The sequence below is a fragment of the Streptomyces afghaniensis genome (genome assembly GCF_044327915.1).
In the GTDB taxonomy this organism is placed as follows: domain Bacteria; phylum Actinomycetota; class Actinomycetes; order Streptomycetales; family Streptomycetaceae; genus Streptomyces; species Streptomyces afghaniensis.
Window position 1 is genome coordinate 336107 of the sequence record NZ_JBIRGJ010000002.1, and the last position, 25129, is coordinate 361235.

The following is a 25129-nucleotide window of genomic DNA, read 5'->3' on the forward strand; positions in this document are numbered from 1 at the left end:
CCCGCTCAGCCGGTTTGTTGACAACGGTTTCCATATTTGTTGAAAATGAGTGTCATGAACGTACGACGACGCCTCATATCCGCCACCGCGGTCACCGCGGCCACCGCTCTCGGCCTCGGTGCTCTCTCCGCCTGCTCCAGCGACAGCGCGGCGACGGGCAACACGGACAAGTTCGACGTCGTCGCGTCGTTCTACCCGATGGCGTTCCTCGCCGAGCAGATAGGCGGCGACCACGCGAACGTCACCAGCCTGACCGAGCCCGGCCAGGAGCCGCACGACCTGGAGATCAGCACCAAGCAGCGGGCGCAGCTCGAAGAGGCCGACGCGGCGCTCTACCTCAAGGGCCTCCAGCCCGCCGTCGACGAGGCGGTCTCGCAGACCGGCATCAAGACGAAGATCGACGCGGCCGGCCTGACCACCCTCGAGGACCACGGCAGCACCGAGCACGACCACGCGGGCGAGGAGGGCCACGCCGAGGAGGAGGGGCACTCCGAGGAGGAAGAGCACGCGCGCGACCCCCACATCTGGCTGGACCCGGTGAAGTACGCCGAGGTCGCCCAGGGCGTCGGCAAGGCCTTCGAGAAGGCCGACCCGGACCACGCGGCCGACTACAAGAAGAACACCGCGGCCCTGGTCAAGAAGCTGAACGGCCTCAACGGCGAGTTCGAGAACGGCTTGAAGAACACCAGGACCAAGGTCTTCTTCACCAACCACGCCGCCTTCGGCTACCTCGCCGAGCGCTACGGCCTCACCCAGGAGGCCATCTCCGGCCTCGACCCCGAGAGCGAGCCCAGCGCCGCCCGGGTCAGGGAGCTCCAGCAGGAGGCCAAGGCCGACGGCGTCACCACCGTCTTCTACGAGACACTGGTCTCCGACAAGACCGCGAAGACCCTGGCCCGGGACGCGAAGCTGAAGACGGACGTCCTCGACCCGCTCGAGGGCATCACCGACAAGTCCCGCGGCGACGACTACTTCCAGGTCATGGAAGCCAACCTCAAGGCCCTGCAGACGGCCCTGGGAGCCAAGTGATCGACTCATCGGAGGACGGCATGACCGAGCCCGTCGTATCCCTGCGCGGCGTCCGCGCCGACCTGGGCTCGCGCCCCGTCCTGCGGGGCATCGACCTCACCGTGCGCCACGGTGAGGTCGTCGCACTGCTCGGCGCGAACGGCTCCGGCAAGTCCACGGCCGTGCGCAGCATCATCGGCCAGGTGCAGACCGGGGCCGGTGAGATCCGGCTGTTCGGCACGGACCGCAGGCGGTTCCGCGACTGGCACCGCGTGGGCTATGTCCCGCAGCGCACCACGGCCGCCGGTGGCGTGCCCGCCACGGTGACCGAGGTGGTCTCCTCGGGCCGCCTGTCCCGGGCCCGCTTCGGCATGCTGCGCAAGGCGGACCACGCGGCAGTGCGCGCGGCCCTGGAGCTCGTCGGCATGGCCGACCGGGCCAAGGACTCGGTCAACGCCCTGTCCGGCGGCCAGCACCAGCGGGTCCTGATAGCCCGCGCGCTCGCCTCCGAGCCGGAACTGCTGATCATGGACGAGCCGATGGCCGGTGTCGACCTGGCCAGCCAGGAGGTCCTCGCGCACACGCTGCGCGAGCAGGTCTCGCAGGGCACCACCGTGCTGCTGGTGCTGCACGAACTGGGCCCCCTGGAACCCCTCATAGACCGGGCGGTCGTCCTGCGCGACGGCTGCGTCGTGCACGACGGACCGCCGCCCAAGGCGGTCGGGCAGCACGCCCTGCCCGGCCACGACCACGTACACCCGCACGCACCCGCGGGCCACGAACCGATCCGCACGGGACTGCTGAGCTGATGGAGATCCTCGACTACGCCTTCATGCAGCGGGCACTGCTCGCCGCCGTCCTCGTCGGCATCACGGCCCCCGCGGTGGGGATCTATCTGGTCCAGCGCCGCCAGGCCCTGATGGGCGACGGCATCGGCCACGTGGCGATGACCGGCGTCGGCCTCGGCTTCCTGCTGACCTGGTCCCCGGTGTGGATGGCGACCCTCGTCTCGGTCATCGGCGCGGTACTCATGGAGCTGATCCGCTGGTACGGCAGGACCCGCGGCGACATCGCCCTCGCGATGCTGTTCTACGGCGGCATGGCCGGCGGTGTGATGTTCATCAACCTCGCGCCGACGGGCTCCAACGCCAATCTGACGTCGTACCTCTTCGGCTCCCTGTCGACGGTGTCCGAGTCGGACGTCACGGCCATCTGCGTTCTGGCCGCCTTCGTCGTCCTGGTCACCCTCGGCCTGCGCCGGCAGCTGTTCGCCGTCAGCCAGGACGAGGAGTTCGCCCGGGTGACGGGCCTGCCGGTGCGCGCCCTGAACCTGCTGACGGCGATCACCGCGGCCGTCACGGTGACGGTGGCGATGCGCGTGGTCGGCCTGCTCCTGGTCAGCGCGCTGATGGTGGTGCCCGTCGCGGCCGCCCAGCAGATCGGCCGCAGCTTCGCCGCGACCTTCGTGATCGCCGTCGCCATCGGCGTGAGCGTGACGATCGGCGGGACCGTCACGTCGTACTACCAGGACGTGCCTCCCGGTGCGACGATCGTGCTGCTGACCATCGGCGCCTTCGTCGTGCTGACGGCGCTCGCGACTCCGCTGGCCCGCCGCCGCGCCCGCGCCCGGAACGCCGCGGATCCCGCCCACGATCCCGCCGAGTGCGCGATTCCGGACACCCGGAAGACAACCGACGAAGTCGGCGTCTGACCGCCCCCGCCCCGGGCTGGCACAATGGCCCGGGCAAGGCAGACGTGAGGAGGCAACGGTGACGACCGCTGGACCGTCCGTGAAGGGCCGCGCCACCAGGCAGCGTGCCGCCGTGGCGGCGGCCCTGGACGAGGTCGACGAGTTCCGCAGCGCGCAGGAACTGCACGACATGCTCAAGCACAAGGGCGACTCGGTCGGGCTCACCACGGTCTACCGCACCCTGCAGTCCCTCGCCGACGCCGGCGAGGTCGACGTCCTGCGCACGGCCGAGGGCGAGTCCGTCTACCGCCGCTGCTCCACCGACGACCATCACCACCACCTGGTGTGCCGCGGCTGCGGCAAGGCCGTCGAGGTGGAGGGCCCGGCCGTGGAGAAGTGGGCGGAGGCCATCGCCGCCGAGCACGGCTTCGTGAACGTGGCCCACACGGTGGAGATCTTCGGCACGTGCGCGGAGTGCGCCGCTGGTTGAGCCGGGAGTCGCGCAGTTCCCCGCGCCCTGGGGGAACTGCGCCGCCCCTGCCTACGGCTGCTTGCCCTCCATGGCCAGCAGCTCCTCGTTCGGGATGGCGCCGCCGAAGCGGCGGTCCCGCGAGGCGAACTCCAGGCAGGCCCGCCACAGGTCGCGGCGGTCGAAGTCCGGCCACAGCACGTCCTGGAAGACCATCTCGGCGTACGCGCTCTGCCAGATCAGGTAGTTGGAGGTGCGCTGCTCACCGCTCGGACGCAGGAACAGGTCCACGTCCGGCATGTCCGGGTAGTACATGTACTTCGCGAAGGTCTTCTCGTTGACCTTCGAGGGGTCGAGCTTGCCGCTCTTCACGTCTTCCGCGAGCGCCTTGGCCGCGTCCGCGATCTCGGCCCTGCCCCCGTAGTTCATGCAGAAGTACAGGGTCAGCCGGTCATTGCCCTTGGTCTGCTCCTGGGCGATCTGGAGTTCCTTGGCGACCGAGCGCCACAGCTTGGGCATACGGCCCACCCAGCGCACCCGGATGCCCAGCTCGTCGAGCTGGTCGCGGGTCTTGCGGATGAAGTCCCGGTTGAAGTTCATCAGGAAGCGCACCTCTTCCGGCGACCGCTTCCAGTTCTCGGTGGAGAAGGCGTACAGGGAGATGGCGCCCACGCCCATCTCGACGGCGCCCTGGAGGACGTCGAGCACCCGCTCGGCGCCGACCTTGTGCCCCTCGGTGCGCGGCAGGCCCCGCTCCTTCGCCCACCGCCCGTTGCCGTCCATGACGATCGCCACATGCTGCGGTACGAGCTCCCCGGGGAGCTTCGGCGGCCGCGCGCCGGACGGGTGCGGCTCCGGCGTCCTGTACTCCCGGCGCTGCCGCCCCAGGATCCCGCGTACGGCCATGTGTTTCTCGTCTCCTCGTGCTTGCTTGCCTTGCTTACTTCTCGACGTAGCGCAAGGAGCGCAGCCCGCGCTCCATGTGCCAGTGCAGATACGCGGACACCAGCCCGCTGCCCTCCCGGACGTACCGCGCCTCGCAGGCGTCCGCGGTCTCCCAGTCTCCCGTAAGGAGCGCACCGAGGAGTTCCAGGGCCTGGGGCGAGGGTACGACGCTGCCGGGCACCCGGCAGTCCACGCAGACGGAACCGCCCGAGGCGACCGAGAAGAACCGGTTGGGCCCGGGCATGCCGCACTTCGCGCAGTCGGTGAAGCTCGGGGCGTAGCCGTTGACGGCGAGGGACCGGAGCAGGAACGCGTCCAGCACGAGATGCGGCGCGTGCTCCCCGCGGGCGAGGGTCCGCAGCCCGCCGACGAGCAGCAGGTACTGCTGCACGGCCGGCTCGCCCTCGTGGTCGGTGAACCGCTCGGCGGTCTCCAGCATTGCCGTGCCCGCGGTGTACCGCGCATAGTCGCTGACGATCCCGCCCCCGTACGGGGCGATGGTCTCGCTCTGCGTGCACAGCGGCAGCCCGCGTCCGACCAGTTCGCTGCCCTTGGCGAAGAACTGCACGTCGACGTGGGAGAAGGGTTCGAGGCGCGCACCGAACTTCGACTTCGTCCGGCGCACGCCCCTGGCCACCGCCCGTACCCGTCCGTGACCGCGGGTGAGCAGCGTGATGATCCGGTCCGCCTCACCCAGCTTCTGGGTGCGCAGCACGATGCCGTCGTCGCGGAACAGACTCATGGCGCCATTCTCGCAGGGTCACGGCGTCAAGGGACCTCGCCCCTGCTGCGGGCGTTGGCGTACGCCGTCGCCGCGCGCAGCCGCTCGGCGGGGGTGGCGTGCCGGACGGCAGCGGGATCGGCGTCCCACTCCTTGCCGCCCCCGTACGGCCTCAGCTGCACGTAGGGCCCCTCATGCCCCATGACGATGCCGATGCGGCCGCTGCGGGTGTCCACGACGTACGCGCCGACCGGGGGCTTCACCGCGGCACCGCCGCGAGCCGCCGGGCGGTCCGAACGGAACACCGGCCCGATTCCACGAGCGGACAGGGTGCTTCCCGCACAAGATTCACCGGGTGAAGTCCCAGTGACGGCTGGATAATTCCGCCCTTGGCGAGTTCTGCCCGCAATTCTTTCACCGCATCCTCCGCTTCTCCGACGCAGAGCGCCGAGTGTCGTGCCTCCACCGTGCTCCCCTTCCTTTCGGAGTTTCACTCTTCGCATCTCTGCGGTGACGCTCCGCGCCTACACTCGGGAAGGGTCTGTGCCGTACAACTGCGGGGCGGCACAAAGGGGTTCGGGCATGATCGAACCGTGGACACGAATACGGGGACGAAAAAGACCGGGCCGGGCCGGCGTACAGACCTGGAATGGACGCTGCGGGCCGCGGAACCGGCCGACGTCGAGGCAATTGCGGAACTACGGGCGGTGGTGATGCGCCCGGATCTGGAAAGACTGGGCCGCTACGACGCACACCGGGTCCGGCAGCGCCTGCGGGACGGCTTCCGCCCCGAGCACACGTCGGTCGTCCTCGTGGCCGGCGCCTTCGCGGGCAGTGTCGCCCTGCGCCCGTCGGGGGACGGCCACTGGCTGGAGCACTTCTATCTCACCCCGGCCGTCCAGGGCCGAGGCCTCGGCTCCGCGGTCCTGCGAACCCTGCTGAGCGGGACGGACGCCACCGGCACGGCCGTCCGCCTCGACGTCCTCCGGGGCAGCCCGGCCCGGCGCCTCTACGAACGCCATGGATTCACGGTGGAGACCCAGGACCCGACGGACGTCTTCATGCTCCGCACCCCGCCCAGGACGGGTCCCCGGGACGAATCCGCGCCACCGGGAAGCGGCCCGGGTCCGACCTCTACCGCGCGTGACGTCAGCGGTGGCCCGCCGCCCCGTATCGGCGGGCCACCGCGTGGAACGCCTCCTTCGGCTCCCAGTGCCAGCCGGAGGCGGGGTCGTCCGGGCGGTCCTTGACCGCCTTCGTGATGGCGTACGTCGCCATGTCGAGGTCGAGGCGGGGCTCGTCCGGGCGGTGCGGGGCGTCGGCGCTGATGAACTCGAAGGTCATCGCCGCGTACAGGCCCATCGACTCGAAGACGTCCAGCAGTTCGCCCACGTAGTCGGCCTGGACGCGTTCGCTGCGGACCAGGCCGTCCTTGATCTCCGGCGGCTCCTTGTCGTAGTCGACGACGTCCCAGCCCATGCCGGCGGTCTCGGGGGCACCGACGTAGGCGCACGTGCCGAACTCGGTGACGGCGAGCGGCTTTCCCCACCGCAGGTACCGCTTCAGCTCCCGGACGTACCCGGACCGCTTCGGGAAGTACGAGTAGTAGTCGATGCCGACGATGTCGAAGAGGTTCCAGTCCGGGTCGTCGATGGACTGCGCGGCGGCGTAGCTGAGGCTGCCCTTGAAGACGGAGCGGCCGGTCTTCGCGGCCTTCGCCGTGAAGTCGGCCAGGCGGCGCAGCGCCCGGGGCCAGTCGACCGTGCCGTTCTGCAGGTTCCTGATGCGCTCCAGGACCGTCTCGCCCGGCAGGATGCCGGGGACGAACAGCCAGAACTCGCAGCCGACACTGAAGTCGACACTCGCGCCCTGCCGCCGCAGCCGCTCCGCGAACCGGCCGGTCTCGGCCAGGTGTTCCAGGATGTCCCGCTGCGGGGCGTCCCCGAGCGTCGGCTGCAACCAGACGTGGAGCCCGCGTTCGGCGGCCTCGGCGGCGGTGGCGGTGAGCCGCTCGACGCCGTCCCCGGTGACGTCGATGGTGTCGGCGTGCAGGTCGTCACGGATGGCCCGGACATCGGCCCGCATCCGGCGAGCGTTCCACGCGGTCCCCGGCGTCTCGCCCTCCCCGACCGTGTAGACGACGCCCCGCCTGCGCAGCCCCCTGCTGCCGTGCCGGGCTTCCGACGCCCGGGCCCGTCCCGCCGGTCCCAGCGCCCCGGCGGTCCCCACCGCCGCCGCTCCGGCCAGGAACTGCGCCCGGCTGATCCCCTGCGCCTGCTCGATCCCCTTGGTCTCTGCCATGCCGTTCACTGTGCCGAGCAGGCGCCCGGCCCCGCTGTCGGCCGTCGGTCTACGGCAGCGCTACCAAGGTATGAGGCGCCGCGCCGAAGGAGAGGCTCATCCCTCGCCGAACCGGCGTACGTACCGCCGCTGCCAGGGCGTTTCCACCGCATGCCGGTCGTAGTGCCGGCGCACGTACGCCACCGCCTCCTCGCCGGGCACGCCGTCCAGCACCGCGAGGCAGGCCAGGGCCGTGCCCGTGCGGCCACGTCCTCCGCCGCAGGCGATCTCCACGCGCTCCCCGGCGGCCCGCTCCCAGGCGTCGGCCAGCACCTCGCGGGCGGCTGCCCGGTCCGACGGGAGGCGGAAGTCGGGCCAGCGGATCCAACGCGCCTCCCAGGAAACCCCGGGTGGCTGCCGGCCGAGCAGGTAGACACCGTAGGAGGGAAGGGGCGCGCCGGGGTCCATGGGGCGGCGGAGGCCTCGCCCCCGCACCAACCGGCCGGAAGGCAGTCTCAGGACGCCCGCGTCACTCTCACTCCACAGTTCGGTCACGCCCCTCATCATGCCTGCCCTGACAGAACGTCAACTTACGTTTTCGAACGGTGCCATTGGTCCGACCTGTGGCAGATAGGCCATTCGTGTGCGATCTCTTGACCGCCCCCACGGCCCCTCCTATGGTCGCGCTGACCGCCGGACGTAGGACGTCGTATCTCCGCAGCTCACCCTCCCCCTGTCTCCTTTCCAGACCCCTCGCTGGAGGACCCCGTGCGCGACGTGACCCACGACGTGCCGGCGCCGCACCGCCGGACGTTCCTGAAGTACACCGGCGCGCTGGGCGCGGCCGCCGCCGTCTCCGCGTCGCTGTCGGCCTGTTCGTCCGGGCCGGAGTCCACGAACGACACCGGTGGCGGCGGCAGCGGGGCGAACCGGACGCTGACGGCCGTGATCGGCTACGGCAACGACGGCAGCTGGGACCCCACCCAGACGGCGTCCGCGTTCTGCATGGCCGCCAACAACCACATCTACGAGGGCCTGCTCGACACCGACCCGATCTCCCGCGAGCCGTACGCGGCCCTGGCGACCGAGGTGCCGAAGGACCCGGGCGGCACGTCCTGGAGGTTCACGCTGCGGGCCGGGGCGACGTTCCACGACGGCAAGCCGGTGACCGCCGACGACGTGGTCTTCGTCTTCGAGCGGATCCTCGACCCGGACACCCAGACCCTCGCCAAGGGCTTCTTCGCGAGCTGGCTGAAGGAGGTCCGGAAGATCGACGCGCGGACCGTGGAGCTGGTGCTCAAGTTCCCGTTCCCGGACGGGCTCGCGCGGCTGACCCTCGCCAAGATCATGCCGAAGCACGTGTTCTCGCAGCCGGGCGCCTGGGACGACGCCATCAAGGGCAAGGCGATCGGCTCGGGGCCGTACCGGCAGACCGCGCACCACCCGAAATCGAACACGACCTTCGAGGCGTTCGACGGCTACAACGGCCCGCGGGGGCCGGCCTTCCGGAAGATGAACTGGCTGACGATCGTGGACGCGGCCCCCCGCGTCGCGAAGATCTCGGGGTCGAGCGCGGGCGCCCAGATCGCGGACAACATCCCGTACGCCAACATCGCGCAGCTGGAGAGCGGCGGGCTGACGGTCGCCGGCGGGGCCGGGATGAACAACCTGTTCCTGATGTTCAACACCAGGCACAAGCCCTTCGACGACGTGCGCGTGCGCCAGGCCCTGCACTACGCCATCGACACCGAGAAGATGGTGGAGGTCGCGCTCAAGGGCCACGGAAAGCCGTCGAGTTCCTTCCTCGACGAGAGCAACCCGTCCTACCGCCGGGCGAAGACCGTGTACGACTACGACCCGGACAAGGCGAAGGCCCTGCTGAAGGAGGCCGGGGTCAGGGGGCTGAGCATCGACATCCTCGCGGTGAACGTGAGCTGGATCGTCGACTGCCTGCCCACCATCAAGGCGTCCTGGGACGCGATCGGTGTGCAGACGACCCTGTCCCCGCAGGAGACCACGGCCGTGTTCACGAAGATGGACCAGAAGCAGAACTACCAGGTCGTCGCCGCCGCCTCCAACCCCAACCAGTTCGGCCTCGACGCCGACCTGATCATGCACTACAACTACGGGCCCGAGAACCTGTGGATGCAGTACACGCGGTGGGCCGGCAACCCCGTCGCCAAGGCGCTCTTCAGGGACATGGACCGGGCCACCCGGGAGCCGGACCCGGAGAAGAAGAAGGCGATGGTCCAGGACTACATCGACGTCGTCGCCGAACAGGCCGTGCTCTACCCGGTCGTCCACAACGAGCTGATGACGGCCTGGGACCCGAAGCGGCTCAGCGGCATAAGGGCACAGCCCTACCCGGGCATCAACCTCCTCCAGGCCAAGTGGGCCTAGCGGCATGACCGCGGTCCTGCGCATCCTGCTCCGCCGTGTCGCCCTGCTCGTGCCGCTGATGCTCGGCATCGTGCTGTTCGTGTTCCTGGTGATGCGGTTCTCGGACGTCGACCCGGCGTCCGCGTTCTTCCAGGGCGCCAACCCGACACCACAGCAACTGCACGACTTCCGCGAGGAACACGGTCTGCTCGACCCGCTCCCCGTGCGCTACGCCGACTTCGTCGCCGACCTGCTCCACGGCGACCTGGGCACCAGCGCGCTGACCCGGGCGCCGGTGATCGACCAGGTCACCACCGCGCTGCCGCTCACCCTCCAGCTGACGTTCCTGGGCCTGGGCGTCGCGGTCGTACTGTCCCTCGTGGGCGGCGTGACCGCGGCGATCTACCGGGACCGGCTGCCCGACCAGATCATCCGGGTCGTGTCGCTGACCGGTGTCGCGGCGCCCGGCTTCTGGCTGGCGCTGCTGATGATCCAGTACCTGGCGGTCGACCTGGGCTGGTTCCCGACCGGCGGCTACATCAACCCGGCCGACTCCTTCACCGGCTGGCTGAAGACCATGACGCTCCCCGCCCTCGCCCTCTCCCTTCCGGTGGCGGCGCAGCTGACCCGGATCGTGCGGACGGCCGTGGTGGAGGAGCTGGACAAGGACTACGTACGGACGGCGATCGGCAGCGGCCTGCCGCCCCGGGTGGTCGTGGGGCGCAATGTGCTGCGGAACGCGCTCATCAACCCGCTCACCGTGCTCGGGCTGCGCGTCGGCTATCTGCTGGGCGGCGCGGTCGTCATCGAGACGATCTTCTCGCTGCCCGGCATGGGCAAGCTGATGATCGACGCCGTGAAGAACGGCGATCCGGCCGTCGTCCAGGGCGTCGTCCTGACCACGGCGGCCGGGTTCGTCGTCGTGAACCTCGTCATCGACGTCCTCTACCTGCTGGTCAACCCGCGACTGAGGGATGCGACCGCATGATGACCCCTCCGATGACCCGCAAGGGCCTCACCGAGGCACTGTCCCGGCCCGGCCTGCGGCTGCGCGGCTGGCGGCGGCTGCCGCTGCTGTCGAAGGCCGCCGTCTGCTTCCTGGCGGTCGTCGTCCTGCTGGCGCTGCTCGCGCCGCTGCTCGCCCCGCACGACCCGCTCGACCAGCAGCCGCCCGTCGACGGCACCGGGCATCCCTCCGCCGGGCACTGGATGGGCCAGGACAGCCTCGGCCGGGACATCCTCAGCCGGCTGATGTACGGGGCGCGCTGGTCGCTCGCGATCGGACTCGGCGCCACCGGCCTGGCCCTGGTGGCCGGGGCGCTGCTCGGTGCGATCGCCGCGACCTCCCGCAAGGCGGTGGACGAGACGCTGATGCGCTGCCTGGACGTCGTCATGGCGTTCCCCGGCATCGCGCTCGCCGCCGTGCTGGTCGCGGTGTTCGGCGGTGGCATCACGGTGCTGATCTGCGCGATCGCGTTCCTGTTCACGCCGCCGGTGGCCAGGGTCGTCCGGGCGAACGTCCTCGACCAGTACGGCGAGGACTATGTGACGGCGGAACGGGTGATCGGCGCCCGGACCCCGCACATCGTGCTGAAGCACGTGGCGATCAACTGTGCCGCGCCCGTGCTGGTGTTCTGCACCGTGCAGGTCGCCGAGGCGATCGTCTTCGAGGCGTCGCTGTCCTTCATCGGAGCGGGCGTACGGCCGCCCGACCCGTCCTGGGGCAGTGTCATCGCGGACGGCAAGAACATGGTGCTGACCGGCGGCTGGTGGGCGACCGTGTTCCCGGGCCTGCTCATGCTGGTCACGGTGCTGTCGCTGAACATCCTGTCCGAGGGGGTGTCCGACGCGTGGGCGGCCCCGTCGGCGCGGGAGGTGGAGGTTCCCGAGGACGACCGGCTCCAGGCGCCGGAGCCCGGCAGCGGGGAGGTCGTCCAGCTGCCCGGCCTGCCGGAAGCGGCCCGGCGGCTGCGGGCCCGGGCCCGTCAGCTGCCCCGGGACGGGCAGCCGGTGCTCGCGGTGGAGAACCTCGCCATCGGCTTCGACCAGCGGCACGGCGGTGTGGACATCGTGGACGGCATCAGCTTCGAGGTGCATCCCGGTGAGGTGCTGGGCCTGGTCGGCGAGTCGGGCTGCGGCAAGTCGCTGACCGCGCTGACGGTCATGGGTCTCCAGCCGAAGGGGGCGCGCGTCGGCGGCCAGGTCCGGTTCGGCGGCCGCGACCTGCTCGCCGAGCCGATGCGCGTGCGCCGCAGGCTCCTGGGCCACGAGATGGCGATGATCTACCAGGACGCGCTGTCGTCACTGAACCCGGCGATGACGATCCGCGCGCAGCTGAAGCAGGTCGTCCGTCGGGGCGGGCGGCGCGCTCCCGCCGAGTTGCTGACGATGGTCGGCCTGGATCCCGAGCGCACCCTGCGCAGCTACCCGCACGAACTGTCCGGCGGGCAGCGGCAGCGCGTCCTGATCGCCATGGCCCTGTCCCGCGACCCGAAGCTGATCGTCGCCGACGAGCCGACGACCGCCCTCGACGTGACCGTGCAGGCCCAGGTCATAGAGCTGCTGCTGCGGCTGCGCGAGGAGCTGGGCTTCGCGCTGATCCTCGTCTCGCACGACCTGGCGCTGGTCGCGGACGTCACCGACCGGGTGGTGGTGATGTACGGCGGGCAGATCGTGGAGACCGGCGTGACCGCCGACCTGGTGGAGGCCCCGGCCCACCACTACACGCGCGGCCTGCTCGGCAGCGTGCTGTCGCTGGAGTCGGCGCAGGAGCGGATGACACAGATCAAGGGAGTCGTGCCGTCCCCGGCCGACTTCCCGGCGGGGTGCCGGTTCGCCGACCGGTGCCCGCGCGCGAGCGGGGTCTGCCGCACGACGGCCCCGGCGCTGACCGGTACGCCGGCGCACACGGCTGCCTGCCATCACCCGGCCATAGAGCTGGCGACCACGGAGACCGAGGCGGTGTCATGAACGCACAGCCCGCGCTCGTGGAGCTCTCCGACGCGCATGTGGTGCACAGGGCCCGCAGCGGCGGCCTGTTCACCCGCGACCGGGTGTACGCCCTGACCGGCGCCGACCTGGCGATCGCGCCCGGCGAGACCGTCGGCGTGGTGGGCGAGTCGGGCTGCGGGAAGTCGACCCTGGCGAAGGTGCTGGTGGGGGTGGAGCGGCCGACGCGGGGCACGGTGTCGTTCCGGGGCCGCGACCTGTGGGCGATGCCGCCCGCCGAACGCCGCCGGGCCGTCGGCGGCAGCACCGGCATGATCTTCCAGGACCCGTCGACGGCCCTGAACCGCCGCCTGACCGTACGGCAGATCCTGCGGGACCCGCTGGACGTGCACGACCGGGGCACGAAAGCCCGACGCGAGGATCGGGTGCGCGAGTTGATGTCCCTGGTCGGCCTCCCCAGGGCGCTCGCCGACGCCCTGCCGGGCCAGTTGTCGGGCGGGCAGCGGCAGCGCGTCGCCATCGCCCGGGCGCTGGCGCTCGACCCGGACCTGGTCGTGGCGGACGAGCCGACGAGCGCCCTGGACGTGTCGGTCCGCGCGCAGATCCTCAATCTGCTGCTGGACCTGAAGGAACGCCTGGGCCTGGCCCTGGTGTTCGTCTCGCACGACATCCAGACGGTCCGGCGGATGAGCGACCGCGTGATCACCATGTACCTGGGCCGGATCGTCGAGGAGTCCCCGGCCGCGCTGGTCACCGACCGGGCCCGGCACCCGTACACCCGAGCCCTGTTCTCCGCCACGCCCGGCCTGCTCGACCCGATCGACCCGATCCCGCTGGCCGGTCCCGTCCCGTCGGCGACGCGCCCGCCGAGCGGCTGCCCGTTCCGCACGCGCTGCTGGAAGGCGGACGGGACGTGCGCGGAGGCCATGCCGGACTTCTCGGTCGCGTCGGCCCCGGCGCACCGCTTCCGCTGCCACCATCCTGTCCAGGAGGACGAGTCGACCCGCGATCTCGCCCTCCGGAGCGACCCGATGGAGGCCCCATGACGTTCACCTCGCTGACCGGTGTCATCCCGCCCGTCTGCACGCCCCTGACACCGGACCGCGAGGTGGACGTCCCCTCGCTGCTCAGGCTGGTCGGCCATCTGGTGGACGGCGGGGTGCACGGCCTGTTCGTGCTCGGCTCGACCTCGGAGGCGGCGTATCTGACGGACGCCCAGCGCCGGCTGGTGGTCCAGTCGGTCGCGGCCCACGTGGGCGGGCAGCTCCCGGTGCTGGCCGGGGCGATCGACATGACGACGGCCCGGGTCCTGGACCACGTCACGGCGGTGACGGCGGCGGGCGCGGACGCGGTCGTCGTCACGGCCCCGTTCTACGCCCGCACCCACCCGGCGGAGATCGCCCGGCACTACCGCGCGGTCGCCGCCGCGAGCCCGGTCCCGGTGGTCGCCTACGACATCCCCGTCGCCGTCCACACGAAGCTGCCCGCGGACCTCGTCCTGGAGCTGGCCGCCGACGGTGTCCTGGCGGCGCTCAAGGACTCCAGCGGCGACCTGGCCGCGTTCCGCCAGGTCGTGACGGGCGCCCGGGCCCACCAGGGCATCACCGGCTTCAGCGTGCTGACCGGCTCCGAGCTGATCGTCGACGCGGCGCTCGCCGTCGGGGCGGACGGCACCGTGCCCGGCCTCGGCAACGTCGACCCGCACGGCTATGTCCGCCTGGACCGCCTGTGCCGCGCCGGGGAGTGGGAGCAGGCCCGTGCCGAACAGGAGCGGCTGTGCGCCCTGTTCGGTCTGGTCGGTGTCGGAGACCCGGCCCGCATGGGCCCCGGCTCCTCGGCGATCGGCGCCTTCAAGGCCGCGCTGCACCTGCGGGGGATCATCGACTGCCCGGCCACGGCGGAGCCGCAGGTGCCGTTGTCGCGGGACGAGGTGGAGCGGGTCGCAAAGTACCTGACGGCGGCAGGGCTGCTCTAGCGCCCGTCGGCCGGACCCTGCCTGTCTGTTCAGACGCTCCCTGGCGTCACCAGCCCCGACTCGTAGGCGACGATGACCAACTGCGCCCGGTCCCGGGCCGCCAGCTTGCCCATGATGCGGCTGACGTGGGTCTTAGCGGTCAGCGGGCTCAGGCCCAACGCCTCGGCTATCTCGGTGTTGTTGAGGCCGCGCGCGACCAGCGCGAGCACCTCCCGCTCACGGCCGGACAGACACTCCGGCCCGCCGGTCTCGGGCGCCGAGGGGCTGCGCAGGAACCGCTCGATCAGCCGTGCCGTGGGCCCGGGCGACAGCAGGGACTCCCCGGCCGCGACCGTACGGATGGCGTCGAGGAGTTCGGCCGGCCTGGTGTCCTTCACCAGGAACCCGGAGGCGCCGGCGCGCAGGGCGTCCACGATGTTCTCGTCGGTGTCGTACGTGGTGAGGACCAGGACGCGGACGCCCGCGAGGTCCTCGTCGGCCGCGATGAGCCGGGTCGCCTCGATGCCGTCCAGGTCGGGCATGCGGATGTCCATCACCACGAGGTCGGCGCGCTCGCTGCGGGCCAGTCGCACGGCCTGCCGGCCGGTGGCGGCCTGGCCGACGACCTCCATGTCCCGGGCCGACTCCACGAGCATCGCGAACGCCTCCCGTACCAGGGTCTGGTCGTCCGCGAGCAGCACTCTGATGGTCATCCGGTCCCCTCCCCCGTCCCTGTCCCCGTCCCCGTCTTCGTCAGCGGCAGGACGGCGGTCACCTCGAAGCCGCCGTCCGCGCGCGGACCGGCGTCGAGTGTGCCACCCACGGTGCGGGCCCGCTCGCGCATTCCGACGAGTCCGAAGCCCGGGGTGCCGCCCGGGGCCGGTCCCGTGCCGTCGTCGCTGACCGACAGGTGCAGGGCACCCTCCCGTTCCACCAGGTCGACACGGACGGCCGGTTCGGGCCCCGCGTGCCGTACGGCGTTGGTCAGCGCCTCCTGCACGATGCGGTAGGCGGCGGCGCCGACGGCGGGCGGTGCCTGCCGTATCCGTACGGTCTGCTCGACCCGGGCGCCGGCGAGCCGCGCGGCCTCCGCCAGGTCGGGCAGACCGTCGAGGCCGGGCAGCGGACCGCGGGCGTCCGGGTCGTCGTGTTCGCGCAGCACCTCCAGCGTCGTACGGAGTTCGCCGCGGGCGCTGCGGCAGGTCTCGGCGATGTCGTCCAGCGCCTTGGCCACCGTCTCCCGGTCGAGCCGCTCGGGGGCGGCGGACAGCACGTGGGCGGCGACCGAGGTCTGCACGCCGATGAGGGTGATGCTGTGCGCGAGCAGGTCGTGCAGGTCCCGGGCGATCCGCAGCCGCTCCTCGGCGACCCGCCGCCGGGCCTCCTCCTCCCGGGTGCGTTCGGCACGTTCGGCGCGTTCCACGATGGAGGCGACGTACTGGCGGTAGAAGCGCACGTCGGCCCCGCAGAACAGCACGGCGACGACCCACCCGGAGATCTGGAGCACCCTCAGCGCCTCGTGCATGCTGACGGTGAGCATCACGCTCGTCGAGAGAGCGATGACGCCGACGCCGACCAGGACGGTACGCAGCGGGCGGCCGGTGACCGCGACGGTGTAGAGGGCGATGTAGGTGGCCGGGGTCGGTGCCGTGTGGGTGTTGTCGAGCGCGTGATACGGGGCGACGCAGGCCACGATCACGAGCAGGACGAGCAGCGGACGGCGGCGCCGCCACGCCAGCGGCACGTGGCAGGCGAGCAACAGCGTCCAGCCGAGCGCGTCGGGCCGGCGCCCGTCCTCGACGAACAGCGCGAGCCCGACCGCGACCACGCCGGCGACGACGGCGAGCAGCGCGTCATTCCGCACGGCGTGCGGAGCGGTCAGCGGATCACGGTTGATCACTGCCATGATCCGATTACCTGTCGTGGGTACCTGCACGGACCTCATCCTCTGCCAGGAATACGCCCCTCCGGGAGGGAGGGGCGCTTGGTCGGTCGGCAGCGCCCCGCTACGCCGGGCTGCGCACCCGTCCCGGCTCGGCGACAGCGGGCGGTTCCGGAGCCCGGGAGAGCCGCCCCGGCCACCAGACACGCCGCCGCAACAGCACACTTGCCGTCGTCACCAGGTACGTACGCACGAGGAAGGTGTCGAGAAGCACCCCGACCGCGATGACGAACCCCAGCTCGACGAGCCCGACCATCGGCAACGTCGTCAGCACGGCGAACGTCGCCGCCAGCACGACACCCGCGGAAGCGATGACCCCACCGGTCGTGCGCAACGCGGTAAGTGCCGCAGCCTCCGGCTCGGCACCCTTCACGGACTCCTCCCGCATCCGGTGCATGAGGAAGATGCCGTAGTCGACCCCCAGGGCGACCAGGAACACGAACGACAGCAGCCCCAGCCCGGGATCCGTCCCGCCGAATCCGAACACCGGCTCGAACACCAGCCCGCCGATCCCGAGCGCCGCGCCCCACACCGCGACCACCGCCGCCAGCAGCAGCAACGGCGCGACGAGACTGCGCAACAGCCCGACCAGGATGACGAACACGGCAGCCAGCACCAGCGGCACGATCACCTTCCGGTCCCGGGACTCGCTGTCGGCCAGGTCGATCTGCTGCGCACTGGGACCGCCGACATAGGCGCCCTCGGGGTCGAGCCCGGCCCGCAGGGCCTCGATGGTGCGGGTCTCGGCCGGAGTCTCCGGCGGCGCGGTGGCGAAGACGGCGATCTCGGTCCAGCCCGACCCGCTGCGTCCCGCGACCGCCTCGGCGACCCCGTCGGTCGCCCGGGCCCGGTCCAGGACCGCCGCGGCCTTGCCGTCGGGGGCGATCACGGTCACGGGCCGGCTGCTGCGCTCCGGATACTCCCGCGCCAGCGTCTGCATCGCGGTGATCGACTCGGGCCGTTCCGTGAAGGAGTCCTCCTGCTTGATGCTGCCGGACAGGTTCAGCGTGCCGAGCGCGAGCGCACCGAGCAGGAGGCCCCCACCGACGAGCACGGCGGCGGGCCGTCGCGTCGCCGAGGTCCCCATCGCGGCGAACAGCGACCGGCGGACCTTGGGCTCACTGCCGAACGCCGGGATCAGCGGCCAGAAGACCCGCCGCCCGAGCAGCACCAGCACCGCGGGCAGCAGCGTCGTCATGGCGACCAGCGCCGCGAGCACCCCGACCATGCCGACCGGCCCCATGCCGCTGCTGCTGTTGAGGTCGGCGGCGAGCAGGCACAGCAGCCCGGCCGCGACGGTCCCCGAGGAGGCGAGGACGGCAGGTCCGCATCCGCGCAGGGCAGCGCTCATGGCGTCGTACGGCCGCTCGTGGCGCCGCAGTTCCTCGCGGTAGCGGGAGATGAGCAGCAGCGCGTAGTCGGTGCCGGCGCCGAGGACGAGCACGGTCATCACGCCGCCGCTCTGGCCGGTGACGGTGACGTCGAACAGTTCGTGGAGTCCGTACCCGGCGGCCATCGACACGGCGGCGGCGACGCCCGCGACGGCGAGCGGCACCAGCCACAGGAAGGGGCTGCGGTAAATCAGGATCAGCAGGACGGTCACGACGGCGAGGGTGGCCAGCAGCAGGGTGCCGTCGATCGTCTCGAACACCTTGCTCATGTCGGTGTTCAGCGCCCCGGGCCCGCCGACCTCGACGCTCAGCCCGCCGCTGCCCTCGGCTACCTCGCGAACGCCGTCCACGAAGGCGTTCCGGGCCTCCTCGTCCTGGCCCGGCTGGGTGCTGGAGACCGGGTACATCAGGGTGGATCCGTCCTTCGACGGGACGCCCCGCGGCTCGCCGGTCAGGTCGTAGGCGCCGCGCACCTCGGCGATCTGCCCGGCGGCCGTGCGCCGGTCGGCGTCGGTCAGCCCGCCGCCGCGGTGGTACACGAGCACCAGGTCGGTCGACTCGCCGCCCGGCAACTCGTCCTGGATGCGCGCCACCTGGGTCGAGTCGGCGCTGTCGGGCAAGTAGTCGACCGCGCGGTTCTGCTGGATGCCGGCGAACTTCCCGGCGAGCGGTCCGAGCACCACGAGCGCGGCGAGCCACAGCCCGACCACCGCCCAGGGCACGGCCCGCCGGCGTGCGGTGTTCCTTGTGTCCCCCACTGTTCGGGCTCCCTCCGGTCCGGGTGTCTGGAACGGTCTCCAGACTCCCGGCGCGCGGGGGCCGATTCGTCGGGCCCGAGGCCGAGTCGGGGGTTACTGCGCAGGGCGTCACGGGCGGCGGATTACTCCCCGGGGAGTAACGCCGGGGGTGCCCGGCAGGGGCGCTTCTACGAGGGCGTACGCGCAGCCGCCGCCATCACCCGTGTCACGTCGTCCGAGCAGATGGTGAGCGCCGCCCCCACCGTCGCGAGCACGTCCCGTTCGGCCGGTGTGTAGGGCCCGTCCGCCAGGGCGATGCGCGCGCCCTGGAGCAGGACCGATTCGCGGCCGACCGTGGCGAGGTGCGGGGCGAGCGGGTCCAGCGCCTCGTGCAGCTCTATGGCCAGCCCCGCACCGCAGGGCTCCCCGGTGATCCGGCCGGTGTCCGCCTCCAGCGCCTCCACGAGGGCGGCCAGCTGTTCCTCCGTGCAGTCGTCGAAGCCGGCCGCGCGCACGGCGAGCACCGCGGCCTCCAGCGCCGTACGGGAACCGGTGCCGCCCGCGGCCAGCACCGCGAGGGCGACGGTGTGCACGGCGTCGCGGAGCATCGCGGAGAAGCGGGTGGTGGTCGGATGGTCGAGGACGTCCGTGCCGAAGTGGCGGCGGCAGGCGGCGCACTCCACGACCGGGCCGGTCTCGCCGCGCGGCAGCACGGGCAGGCCCAGCAGGGTGAAGCGGCGTTGTCCGGTCAGCCGCTGGTAGTTGCGGTCGCCGCCGCAGCCGGGGCAGAAGAACTCCCCGTCACCGGTGGGCGTCCACGCGGTACGGGTGCCCAGGATGCTCGAAAGCCTGGCGGCATGGCCGTTTCGTCCCCGTCCTGGCAGCACGTCGCACCTCCGTCACGCCGCACGGCAGCGTCGCCGCGCTTGCGTGATGTTAGCCACATCCGTGAGGAGGAGTCAGTACCCCGGAGGAGACCTTTCCGTGACCCTCACAGGGATTGGCCGGTATGCGACGGGGCTCCGTCCGCCGGACATCAGCGGACGGAGCCCTCAAACCGCCTACAGGGCTGGTCAGCGAGTTGCGCGGTTGACGGCCGAGACGACCGCCTTCAGCGAGGCCCGCGTGGTGTTCGCGTCGATTCCGATCCCCCACAGGACCTTGTCGTCGATCGCGCATTCGATGTAGGAGGCGGCCAGCGCGGAGGCGCCCTCGCTCATCGTGTGCTCCTGGTAGTCCAGCAGGCGTACGTCGATGCCGACGGACTGGAGCGCGTCGAAGAAGGCGGAGATCGGACCGTTGCCGGAGCCGGTCAGGACGGTGTCCTGGCCGTCGACCGTGGCCTCCACCGTCAGCGTGTCCACGCCGTCGGTGTCGGTCGTCGACTGGTTGTTCTTGACCTGGATCCGGCCCCACGGGTTCTCGGGGTTGGGCAGGTACTCGTCCCGGAAGGTCGCCCAGATGTCCTTCGGCGTGACCTCGCCGCCCTCGGCGTCCGTCTTCGCCTGGATGATCTTCGAGAACTCGATCTGCATCCGGCGGGGCAGTTCCAGCTTGTGGTCGTTCTTCAGGACGTACGCGATACCGCCCTTGCCGGACTGCGAGTTGACCCGGATGACCGCCTCGTAGGAGCGGCCGACGTCCTTCGGGTCGATCGGCAGGTACGGCACCGCCCACTCGATGTCGTCGACGGTGACGCCCTTGGCCTTCGCGTCGGCCTCCATGGCGTCGAAGCCCTTCTTGATGGCGTCCTGGTGGGAGCCGGAGAAGGACGTGTAGACCAGGTCGCCCACGTACGGGTGGCGCGGGTGGACCTCCATCTGGTTGCAGTACTCCCACGTACGACGGATCTCGTCGATGTCGGAGAAGTCGATCTGCGGGTCGACACCCTGGGAGAACAGGTTCATGCCCAGGGTGACCAGGTCGACGTTGCCGGTGCGCTCGCCCTGCCCGAACAGGCAGCCCTCGACGCGGTCGGCGCCGGCCATCAGGGCCAGCTCGGCGGCGGCGACGGCCGTGCCGCGGTCGTTGTGCGGGTGGACGGAGATGCAGACGTGCTCGCGGCGGGAGAGGTTGCGGCCCATCCACTCGAAGCGGTCCGCGTGGGTCGAGGGGGTCGAACGCTCCACCGTGGCGGGCAGGTTGAGGATGATCTCGCGGCCCGGGCCGGGCTGCCAGACGTCCATGACCGCCTCGCAGACCTCCAGCGCGAAGTCCAGCTCGGTGTCGGTGAAGATCTCGGGGCTGTACTGGTAGCCGAACTCGGTCTCCGGGCCCAGCAGCTTCTCCGCGTACTCCATGACCAGCCGCGTGCCGTCGACGGCGATCTGCTTGATGTCGTCCTTGGAGCCCCGGAAGACGACCCGGCGGAAGACGGGGGCGGTGGCGTTGTAGAGGTGGACGGTCGCGCGCTTGGCGCCCTTCAGCGACTCCACCGTGCGCTCGATCAGGTCCTCGCGGGCCTGGGTCAGCACCGAGATGGTGACGTCGTCCGGGATGGCCCCCGGCTCCTCGATGATCGACCGTACGAAGTCGAAGTCCGTCTGGCCCGACGCCGGGAAGCCGACCTCGATCTCCTTGTAGCCCATCTTGACCAGCAGATCGAACATCGCGCGCTTGCGGGCGGGCGACATGGGGTCGATCAGGGCCTGGTTGCCGTCACGCAGGTCCGTGGAGAGCCAGCGGGGGGCGGTGGTGATGCGCTTGTCCGGCCAGGTGCGGTCCGGGATGTCGACCTGCTCGTAGCGGCCGTACTTGTGGATCGGCATGGAACTGGGCTGCTGGCGGTTCGCCATGATGCGGGGGCTCCTCAGAGTGTCCGGAAGGACGGCCGACGACGCAGCACCAAGCTCCGCGGGGAGGGAGTCGGCCTCGACTACAGGCCCTCGCCGCGGCAGCTAAGGAGAAGCAGCCCGAAACGCATGATGCGCAGCATGCTAGCCGAGGCCCTCCGGGTGCGCGGGTCCGTATCAGTATGCGGGACCGGGCGCGCATACGGGACAAAAAGTGCGCTATACCACTTCGCCACGGAGCGTGAGTGTCCTTGTCCCCGTATTTCACCAATCATGGTGGCGACTAGTGACAGCCCCGTCACGCAGTGCAAGGGTGCCGGGCATGACGACTCACGGGGGCTTCGAGCCCGTCTTCTGCACCATCGTTCCGCCCCATGTCCTCGACAAGCTCGCCCAGGCCGAGGACCCCGCGCTCGCCGGACCCGCCCGCCGCACCCTGCAGCGCGACGCCTTCGAGCGCACCCAGCGCCGCCTCACCACGGTCATCGGCGCCACCGCCGTCGCCGCGGTCGCCGACGGCAAGCCGCAGCGCACCGTCCACGACGCCCGGCACGGCACCGACCTGCCCGGCCACAAGGTCCGCGGCGAGGGCGACAAGCCCGGCAAGGACGCCACGGTCAACCGCGCCTACGCCGGTCTCGGCGCCACCTTCGAGCTGCTCCTGAAGGCGTACCAGCGCGACTCGATCGACGGCAGCGGCCTCCCGCTGAACGCGACGGTGCACTACGACCGCGACTACAACAACGCCTTCTGGAACGGCGAGCAGATGGTGTTCGGCGACGGGGACGGGGAGATCTTCCTCGACTTCACCATCCCGATCGACGTCATCGGCCACGAACTCGTCCACGGCGTCACGCAGTACACGGCCAACCTCACCTACTTCGGCCAGCCCGGCGCGCTGAACGAGTCCGTGTCGGACGTCTTCGGCTCGCTCATCAAGCAGTACACGCTCGGCCAGACCGCCGCCGAGGCCGACTGGCTGATCGGCGCGGGCCTGCTCGCCCCGCGGGTGACGGGCAAGGCACTGCGCTCCATGAAGGAGCCCGGCACCGCGTACGACGACGACGTCCTGGGCAAGGACCCGCAGCCGGCCACGATGGACGACTTCGTGCGCACCGGCCGCGACAACGGCGGTGTCCACATCAACTCGGGCATCCCGAACCACGCCTTCTACCTGGCGGCCACGGCCCTCGGCGGCCACGCCTGGGAGCGCGCGGGGCTGATCTGGTACGACGTGCTGACCGGCGGCGAGCTGAAGCAGCAGGCGATGTTCGCCGACTTCGCCACGCTCACCGTCAAGGCCGCGCGGGAGCGGTTCGGCGACGGGGAGGAGCTGGACGCCGTGTCGAAGGCCTGGGAGCAGGTCGGGGTGCGGACCCTGTAGTTCCGTACTAGACAGGTGCCATGCGTATTCAGGTGAGGCGCACGGGCGGGTTCGCGGGCATCGAGCGGCATGCCGAGGTGGACACCTCCGGCCGCCCCGATGCCCCCGAATGGCACGCCCTGGCCGAGAAGGCGGTCGCCGCCGGCCGGCACACGCCGCCGATCGGGGTTCCGGACGGGTTCAGCTACCAGATCACCGTGGACGGGAAGACGGTGTACGCGGCCGACCCGCGGCTGACGGACGAACAGCGGAAGCTGATCTCGCGGGTGCTCAAGGAAGGGGCGTAACAGCTCCTCCGCGGCGGCCTGTTGACTTCCGTTACCACCGGTACGGATGATCCAGCGCATGGCGACTGACGCAGGCAATCCGATCCCCCGCTTCCCGGCCGGCTTCCTCTGGGGCGTGTCGACCTCGGCGCACCAGATCGAGGGCGCGGCGGACGAGCGCGAGCCGTCCGTGTGGGACGCCTTCACGGCCGAGCGGGGCCGGGTGAAGGACGGCTCGACGGCGGCGGTGGCCTGCGACCACTACCACCGCCACCGCGAGGACGTGGCCCTGCTGGCCGGCCTCGGCGTGAACGCCTACCGCTTCTCGGTCTCCTGGCCGCGGGTGCGCTCCGAGAAGGGCCTGGACTTCTACGACCGGCTGGTGGACGACCTGTGCGCGGCGGGCGTCCGCCCGGTGCCGACCCTGTTCCACTGGGACCTGCCGGCGGACCTCGACTGGCTGGAGCGGGACACGGCCGCGCGTTTCGCCGAGTACGTCTCGCTGGTCGCCGGACGCCTCGGGGACCGGGTGACCAAGTGGATCACTCTCAACGAGCCCGCCGAACACACCCTGCTGGGCCATGCCCTGGGTGTGCACGCGCCGGGCAGGCAGCTGCTGTTCGACGCGCTCCCGGCCGCCCACCACCAGCTGCTGGCCCACGGCCTGGCCGTCCGGGCCCTGCGCGCCTCGGGCGCCACGGACATCGGCATCGCCAACTCGCACGGCCCGACCTGGGCGGCGTCGACCGAGGCGGCGGACGTGGAGGCGGCCGAGTTCTACGACGTGCTGCTGAACCGCCTGTTCGCGGACCCGCTGCTGCTGGGCCGCTACCCGGACGGCATCGGCGAGCTGATGCCGGGGGACGTCGAGGCCGACCTGGAGGTGATCGCCGAGCCGCTCGACTGGTACGGCGTCAACTACTACGCGCCGACGCGGGTGGGCGCTCCGCAGGGCACCGACATCACCTTCGGCGGCGTCGCCATGCCCGCCGAGCTCCCCTTCTCGGTCCGGGAGATCACGGGGCACCCGGTCACCGACTTCGGCTGGCCGGTGGTGCCCGAGGGCCTGACCGAGCTCCTCACCGCCTTCCGCGACCGCTACGGCGACCGGCTCCCGCCCGTCGTCATCACCGAGAACGGCTGCTCGTACCCGGACGTCGACGACCAGGACCGCATCGCCTACCTGGACGGCCACATCCGGGCCCTGCACCGGGCGCTGGAGGCGGGCGTCGACGTGCGCGGCTACTTCGTGTGGTCCCTGCTCGACAACTTCGAGTGGGCGGAGGGCTACGCACGCCGCTTCGGCCTGGTCCACGTCGACTTCGAGACCCTCCGGCGGACCCCGAAGTCGTCGTACGGCTGGTACCGGGAGGTGCTGCGGGCCCAGGGGGCTACGGCTTGATGCCCACCCCGGTCCACAGGCTGACCTCGGCGTCCGTCGGGGCGTCGCCGTCGGTGGCGTCGGGCCGCCAGCGGTGGCCGACGGTGACACCGGGGTCGAGCAGCTCCAGCCCGTCGAAGAAGCGGGTGACGTCCTCCCGGGAGCGGAACTGCACCGGCGTCCCGGCCGAGGTGTAGATGTCGGTGACCTTCTGCCAGGTGGCCGGGTCGAAGTCGGGCGTGCAGTGGCTCAGCGCCAGGGCGCTGCCCGAGGGCAGGACGTCCAGCAGCCGGCGCACGATGCCGTACGGGTCCTGGGCGTCGGTGACGAAGTGCATCAGGGCGTTGAGGGAGAGCGCGACCGGGCGGCTCAGGTCCAGGACCTCGGCCAGCTCGGGTGCGGTCAGCAGCGCCTGGGGGTCGTTGACGTCCGCCTCCATGTAGGTCGTACGGCCCTCGGACGTGCTGCGCATCAGGCGCTCGGCGTACTTGAGGACGAGGGGGTCGTTGTCGGCGTAGACCACGCGGGCGTCGGGGACCACGGACTGGGCCACCTGGTGCAGGTTGGGCTCGGTGGGGATGCCGGTGCCGATGTCCAGCCACTGGCGGATGCCGTGCTCGCGGGCGAGGACCCGGGTGGCGCGGTGCATGAAGGCCCGGTTCTCGCGGGCGCAGACGAAGATGGCGGGGTAGGCCTCGGCGACCCGCTCGGCCGCCTGCTTGTCGACCTCGAAGTGATCCTTGCCGCCGAGGTAGTAGTCGTACATGCGGGCGGAGTGCGGCCTGCTGGTGTCGATGTCCCGCGCTGCCTGCGAGTGGGTCATGGGGGGTGCCTCTCGTGG

23 protein-coding genes and 1 pseudogene are annotated in these 25129 nt (G+C 71.3%); 13 read left to right on the top strand and 11 right to left on the bottom strand.

The window, feature by feature from the left end; translation table 11 throughout:
* Window positions 1-54: 54 nt before the first annotated feature.
* From ACH4G3_RS07760 to ACH4G3_RS07775, 4 genes are read left to right on the top strand one after another with little or no spacing between them, the layout of a single operon-like run.
* On the top strand, window positions 55-1029 hold the full coding sequence (locus ACH4G3_RS07760) for a metal ABC transporter substrate-binding protein (RefSeq protein WP_397623650.1): 975 nt from the start codon (window positions 55-57) through the stop codon (window positions 1027-1029).
* Window positions 1030-1049: 20 nt separating this feature from the next.
* The gene (locus ACH4G3_RS07765; RefSeq protein ID WP_397623651.1) at window positions 1050-1817 is read left to right on the top strand and encodes a metal ABC transporter ATP-binding protein; all 768 of its coding nucleotides are present in this window, start codon (window positions 1050-1052) and stop codon (window positions 1815-1817) included.
* Entirely contained in the window at window positions 1817-2719 is a 903-nt protein-coding gene (locus tag ACH4G3_RS07770) for a metal ABC transporter permease (protein ID WP_397623652.1), read from the top strand. Before ACH4G3_RS07765 ends, ACH4G3_RS07770 begins: the two co-directional genes overlap by 1 nt.
* A 58-nt stretch (window positions 2720-2777) precedes the next feature.
* Window positions 2778-3188, top strand: a complete 411-nt coding sequence (locus ACH4G3_RS07775) for a Fur family transcriptional regulator (protein ID WP_397623653.1) — start codon at window positions 2778-2780, stop codon at window positions 3186-3188.
* A gap of 51 nt (window positions 3189-3239) precedes the next feature.
* Here ACH4G3_RS07775 and ACH4G3_RS07780 read toward each other — a convergent pair whose 3' ends face one another.
* The 3 genes from ACH4G3_RS07780 to ACH4G3_RS07790 are packed head-to-tail and all read right to left on the bottom strand — an operon-like array spanning window position 3240 to window position 5096.
* The gene (locus tag ACH4G3_RS07780) at window positions 3240-4073 is read right to left on the bottom strand and encodes an isoprenyl transferase (protein ID WP_397623654.1); all 834 of its coding nucleotides are present in this window, start codon (window positions 4071-4073) and stop codon (window positions 3240-3242) included.
* 34 nt (window positions 4074-4107) lie between these two features.
* Complete coding sequence (gene recO / locus ACH4G3_RS07785) at window positions 4108-4854, bottom strand: DNA repair protein RecO (protein ID WP_020273157.1); 747 nt, start codon at window positions 4852-4854, stop codon at window positions 4108-4110.
* Window positions 4855-4880: 26 nt separating this feature from the next.
* On the bottom strand, window positions 4881-5096 hold the full coding sequence (locus ACH4G3_RS07790; protein WP_020273158.1) for a hypothetical protein: 216 nt from the start codon (window positions 5094-5096) through the stop codon (window positions 4881-4883).
* Window positions 5097-5489: 393 nt separating this feature from the next.
* Here ACH4G3_RS07790 and ACH4G3_RS07795 point away from each other — a divergent pair.
* Window positions 5490-5909: pseudogene (locus tag ACH4G3_RS07795) on the top strand (N-acetyltransferase family protein); the annotation flags it as partial.
* A 73-nt stretch (window positions 5910-5982) separates the two neighbouring features.
* Here ACH4G3_RS07795 and ACH4G3_RS07800 read toward each other — a convergent pair.
* A complete protein-coding gene (locus tag ACH4G3_RS07800) occupies window positions 5983-7134 on the bottom strand; it encodes an abortive phage infection protein (RefSeq protein ID WP_397623655.1) in 1152 nt (383 codons plus the stop codon).
* A gap of 96 nt (window positions 7135-7230) precedes the next feature.
* Window positions 7231-7677, bottom strand: coding sequence for a protein-tyrosine phosphatase family protein (locus ACH4G3_RS07805; RefSeq protein WP_397623656.1), 447 nt, complete (start codon window positions 7675-7677; stop codon window positions 7231-7233).
* Window positions 7678-7881: 204 nt separating this feature from the next.
* Between ACH4G3_RS07805 and ACH4G3_RS07810 the strand changes: the two genes are divergently transcribed.
* The 5 genes from ACH4G3_RS07810 to ACH4G3_RS07830 are packed head-to-tail and all read left to right on the top strand — an operon-like array spanning window position 7882 to window position 14416.
* Window positions 7882-9513: an ABC transporter substrate-binding protein gene (locus tag ACH4G3_RS07810; protein ID WP_397623657.1), complete on the top strand. Its 1632-nt coding sequence runs from the start codon at window positions 7882-7884 to the stop codon at window positions 9511-9513.
* Window positions 9514-9517: 4 nt separating this feature from the next.
* Window positions 9518-10480 carry an ABC transporter permease gene (locus ACH4G3_RS07815; RefSeq protein WP_397623658.1) on the top strand — a complete coding sequence of 321 codons (963 nt, stop codon included), beginning with the start codon at window positions 9518-9520 and terminating at the stop codon, window positions 10478-10480.
* Entirely contained in the window at window positions 10477-12462 is a 1986-nt protein-coding gene (locus ACH4G3_RS07820) for a dipeptide/oligopeptide/nickel ABC transporter permease/ATP-binding protein (RefSeq protein ID WP_397623659.1), read from the top strand. The genes ACH4G3_RS07815 and ACH4G3_RS07820 overlap by 4 nt, the downstream gene beginning before the upstream one ends.
* Complete coding sequence (locus tag ACH4G3_RS07825) at window positions 12459-13487, top strand: oligopeptide/dipeptide ABC transporter ATP-binding protein (protein WP_397623660.1); 1029 nt, start codon at window positions 12459-12461, stop codon at window positions 13485-13487. Before ACH4G3_RS07820 ends, ACH4G3_RS07825 begins: the two co-directional genes overlap by 4 nt.
* On the top strand, window positions 13484-14416 hold the full coding sequence (locus ACH4G3_RS07830; protein ID WP_397623661.1) for a dihydrodipicolinate synthase family protein: 933 nt from the start codon (window positions 13484-13486) through the stop codon (window positions 14414-14416). Before ACH4G3_RS07825 ends, ACH4G3_RS07830 begins: the two co-directional genes overlap by 4 nt.
* A gap of 29 nt (window positions 14417-14445) precedes the next feature.
* Here the strand turns inward: ACH4G3_RS07830 and ACH4G3_RS07835 are convergent, their stop codons facing one another.
* The 5 genes from ACH4G3_RS07835 to leuA form a co-directional block, all read right to left on the bottom strand.
* Window positions 14446-15108: a response regulator transcription factor gene (locus ACH4G3_RS07835; RefSeq protein ID WP_020273170.1), complete on the bottom strand. Its 663-nt coding sequence runs from the start codon at window positions 15106-15108 to the stop codon at window positions 14446-14448.
* Window positions 15105-16340, bottom strand: coding sequence for a sensor histidine kinase (locus tag ACH4G3_RS07840; RefSeq protein ID WP_397623662.1), 1236 nt, complete (start codon window positions 16338-16340; stop codon window positions 15105-15107). Before ACH4G3_RS07840 ends, ACH4G3_RS07835 begins: the two co-directional genes overlap by 4 nt.
* 61 nt (window positions 16341-16401) lie before the next feature.
* Complete coding sequence (locus ACH4G3_RS07845) at window positions 16402-18486, bottom strand: MMPL family transporter (protein WP_397623663.1); 2085 nt, start codon at window positions 18484-18486, stop codon at window positions 16402-16404.
* Window positions 18487-18653: 167 nt separating this feature from the next.
* Window positions 18654-19352: a tellurite resistance TerB family protein gene (locus ACH4G3_RS07850; protein WP_397617990.1), complete on the bottom strand. Its 699-nt coding sequence runs from the start codon at window positions 19350-19352 to the stop codon at window positions 18654-18656.
* 186 nt (window positions 19353-19538) lie between these two features.
* On the bottom strand, window positions 19539-21260 hold the full coding sequence (gene leuA / locus ACH4G3_RS07855) for a 2-isopropylmalate synthase (RefSeq protein ID WP_397623664.1): 1722 nt from the start codon (window positions 21258-21260) through the stop codon (window positions 19539-19541).
* 319 nt (window positions 21261-21579) lie between these two features.
* Between leuA and ACH4G3_RS07860 the strand changes: the two genes are divergently transcribed.
* From ACH4G3_RS07860 to ACH4G3_RS07870, 3 genes are read left to right on the top strand one after another with little or no spacing between them, the layout of a single operon-like run.
* Window positions 21580-22641, top strand: coding sequence for a M4 family metallopeptidase (locus ACH4G3_RS07860; RefSeq protein WP_397623665.1), 1062 nt, complete (start codon window positions 21580-21582; stop codon window positions 22639-22641).
* Between the two features lie 20 nt (window positions 22642-22661).
* Window positions 22662-22928 carry a protealysin inhibitor emfourin gene (locus tag ACH4G3_RS07865; protein ID WP_354735715.1) on the top strand — a complete coding sequence of 89 codons (267 nt, stop codon included), beginning with the start codon at window positions 22662-22664 and terminating at the stop codon, window positions 22926-22928.
* A gap of 58 nt (window positions 22929-22986) precedes the next feature.
* On the top strand, window positions 22987-24309 hold the full coding sequence (locus tag ACH4G3_RS07870; RefSeq protein WP_397623666.1) for a GH1 family beta-glucosidase: 1323 nt from the start codon (window positions 22987-22989) through the stop codon (window positions 24307-24309).
* Here the strand turns inward: ACH4G3_RS07870 and ACH4G3_RS07875 are convergent.
* The gene (locus ACH4G3_RS07875) at window positions 24299-25111 is read right to left on the bottom strand and encodes an SAM-dependent methyltransferase (RefSeq protein WP_397623667.1); all 813 of its coding nucleotides are present in this window, start codon (window positions 25109-25111) and stop codon (window positions 24299-24301) included. The genes ACH4G3_RS07870 and ACH4G3_RS07875 overlap by 11 nt on opposite strands.
* Window positions 25112-25129: the final 18 nt, after the last annotated feature.

Bases quoted from the DNA above. Each gene is read 5' to 3' on its own strand.
- ACH4G3_RS07765 (WP_397623651.1), top strand. From the start codon at position 1,050: ATGACCGAGCCCGTCGTATCCCTGCGCGGCGTCCGCGCCGACCTGGGC.
- ACH4G3_RS07760 (WP_397623650.1), top strand. From the start codon at position 55: ATGAACGTACGACGACGCCTCATATCCGCCACCGCGGTCACCGCGGCC.
- ACH4G3_RS07820 (WP_397623659.1), top strand. From the start codon at position 10,477: ATGATGACCCCTCCGATGACCCGCAAGGGCCTCACCGAGGCACTGTCC.
- ACH4G3_RS07770 (WP_397623652.1), top strand. From the start codon at position 1,817: ATGGAGATCCTCGACTACGCCTTCATGCAGCGGGCACTGCTCGCCGCC.
- ACH4G3_RS07870 (WP_397623666.1), top strand. From the start codon at position 22,987: ATGGCGACTGACGCAGGCAATCCGATCCCCCGCTTCCCGGCCGGCTTC.
- recO (WP_020273157.1), bottom strand. From the start codon at position 4,854: ATGAGTCTGTTCCGCGACGACGGCATCGTGCTGCGCACCCAGAAGCTG.
- ACH4G3_RS07835 (WP_020273170.1), bottom strand. From the start codon at position 15,108: ATGACCATCAGAGTGCTGCTCGCGGACGACCAGACCCTGGTACGGGAG.
- ACH4G3_RS07805 (WP_397623656.1), bottom strand. From the start codon at position 7,677: ATGAGGGGCGTGACCGAACTGTGGAGTGAGAGTGACGCGGGCGTCCTG.
- leuA (WP_397623664.1), bottom strand. From the start codon at position 21,260: ATGGCGAACCGCCAGCAGCCCAGTTCCATGCCGATCCACAAGTACGGC.
- ACH4G3_RS07815 (WP_397623658.1), top strand. From the start codon at position 9,518: ATGACCGCGGTCCTGCGCATCCTGCTCCGCCGTGTCGCCCTGCTCGTG.
- ACH4G3_RS07860 (WP_397623665.1), top strand. From the start codon at position 21,580: ATGACGACTCACGGGGGCTTCGAGCCCGTCTTCTGCACCATCGTTCCG.
- ACH4G3_RS07800 (WP_397623655.1), bottom strand. From the start codon at position 7,134: ATGGCAGAGACCAAGGGGATCGAGCAGGCGCAGGGGATCAGCCGGGCG.
- ACH4G3_RS07840 (WP_397623662.1), bottom strand. From the start codon at position 16,340: ATGAGGTCCGTGCAGGTACCCACGACAGGTAATCGGATCATGGCAGTG.
- ACH4G3_RS07875 (WP_397623667.1), bottom strand. From the start codon at position 25,111: ATGACCCACTCGCAGGCAGCGCGGGACATCGACACCAGCAGGCCGCAC.
- ACH4G3_RS07865 (WP_354735715.1), top strand. From the start codon at position 22,662: ATGCGTATTCAGGTGAGGCGCACGGGCGGGTTCGCGGGCATCGAGCGG.
- ACH4G3_RS07825 (WP_397623660.1), top strand. From the start codon at position 12,459: ATGAACGCACAGCCCGCGCTCGTGGAGCTCTCCGACGCGCATGTGGTG.
- ACH4G3_RS07830 (WP_397623661.1), top strand. From the start codon at position 13,484: ATGACGTTCACCTCGCTGACCGGTGTCATCCCGCCCGTCTGCACGCCC.
- ACH4G3_RS07780 (WP_397623654.1), bottom strand. From the start codon at position 4,073: ATGGCCGTACGCGGGATCCTGGGGCGGCAGCGCCGGGAGTACAGGACG.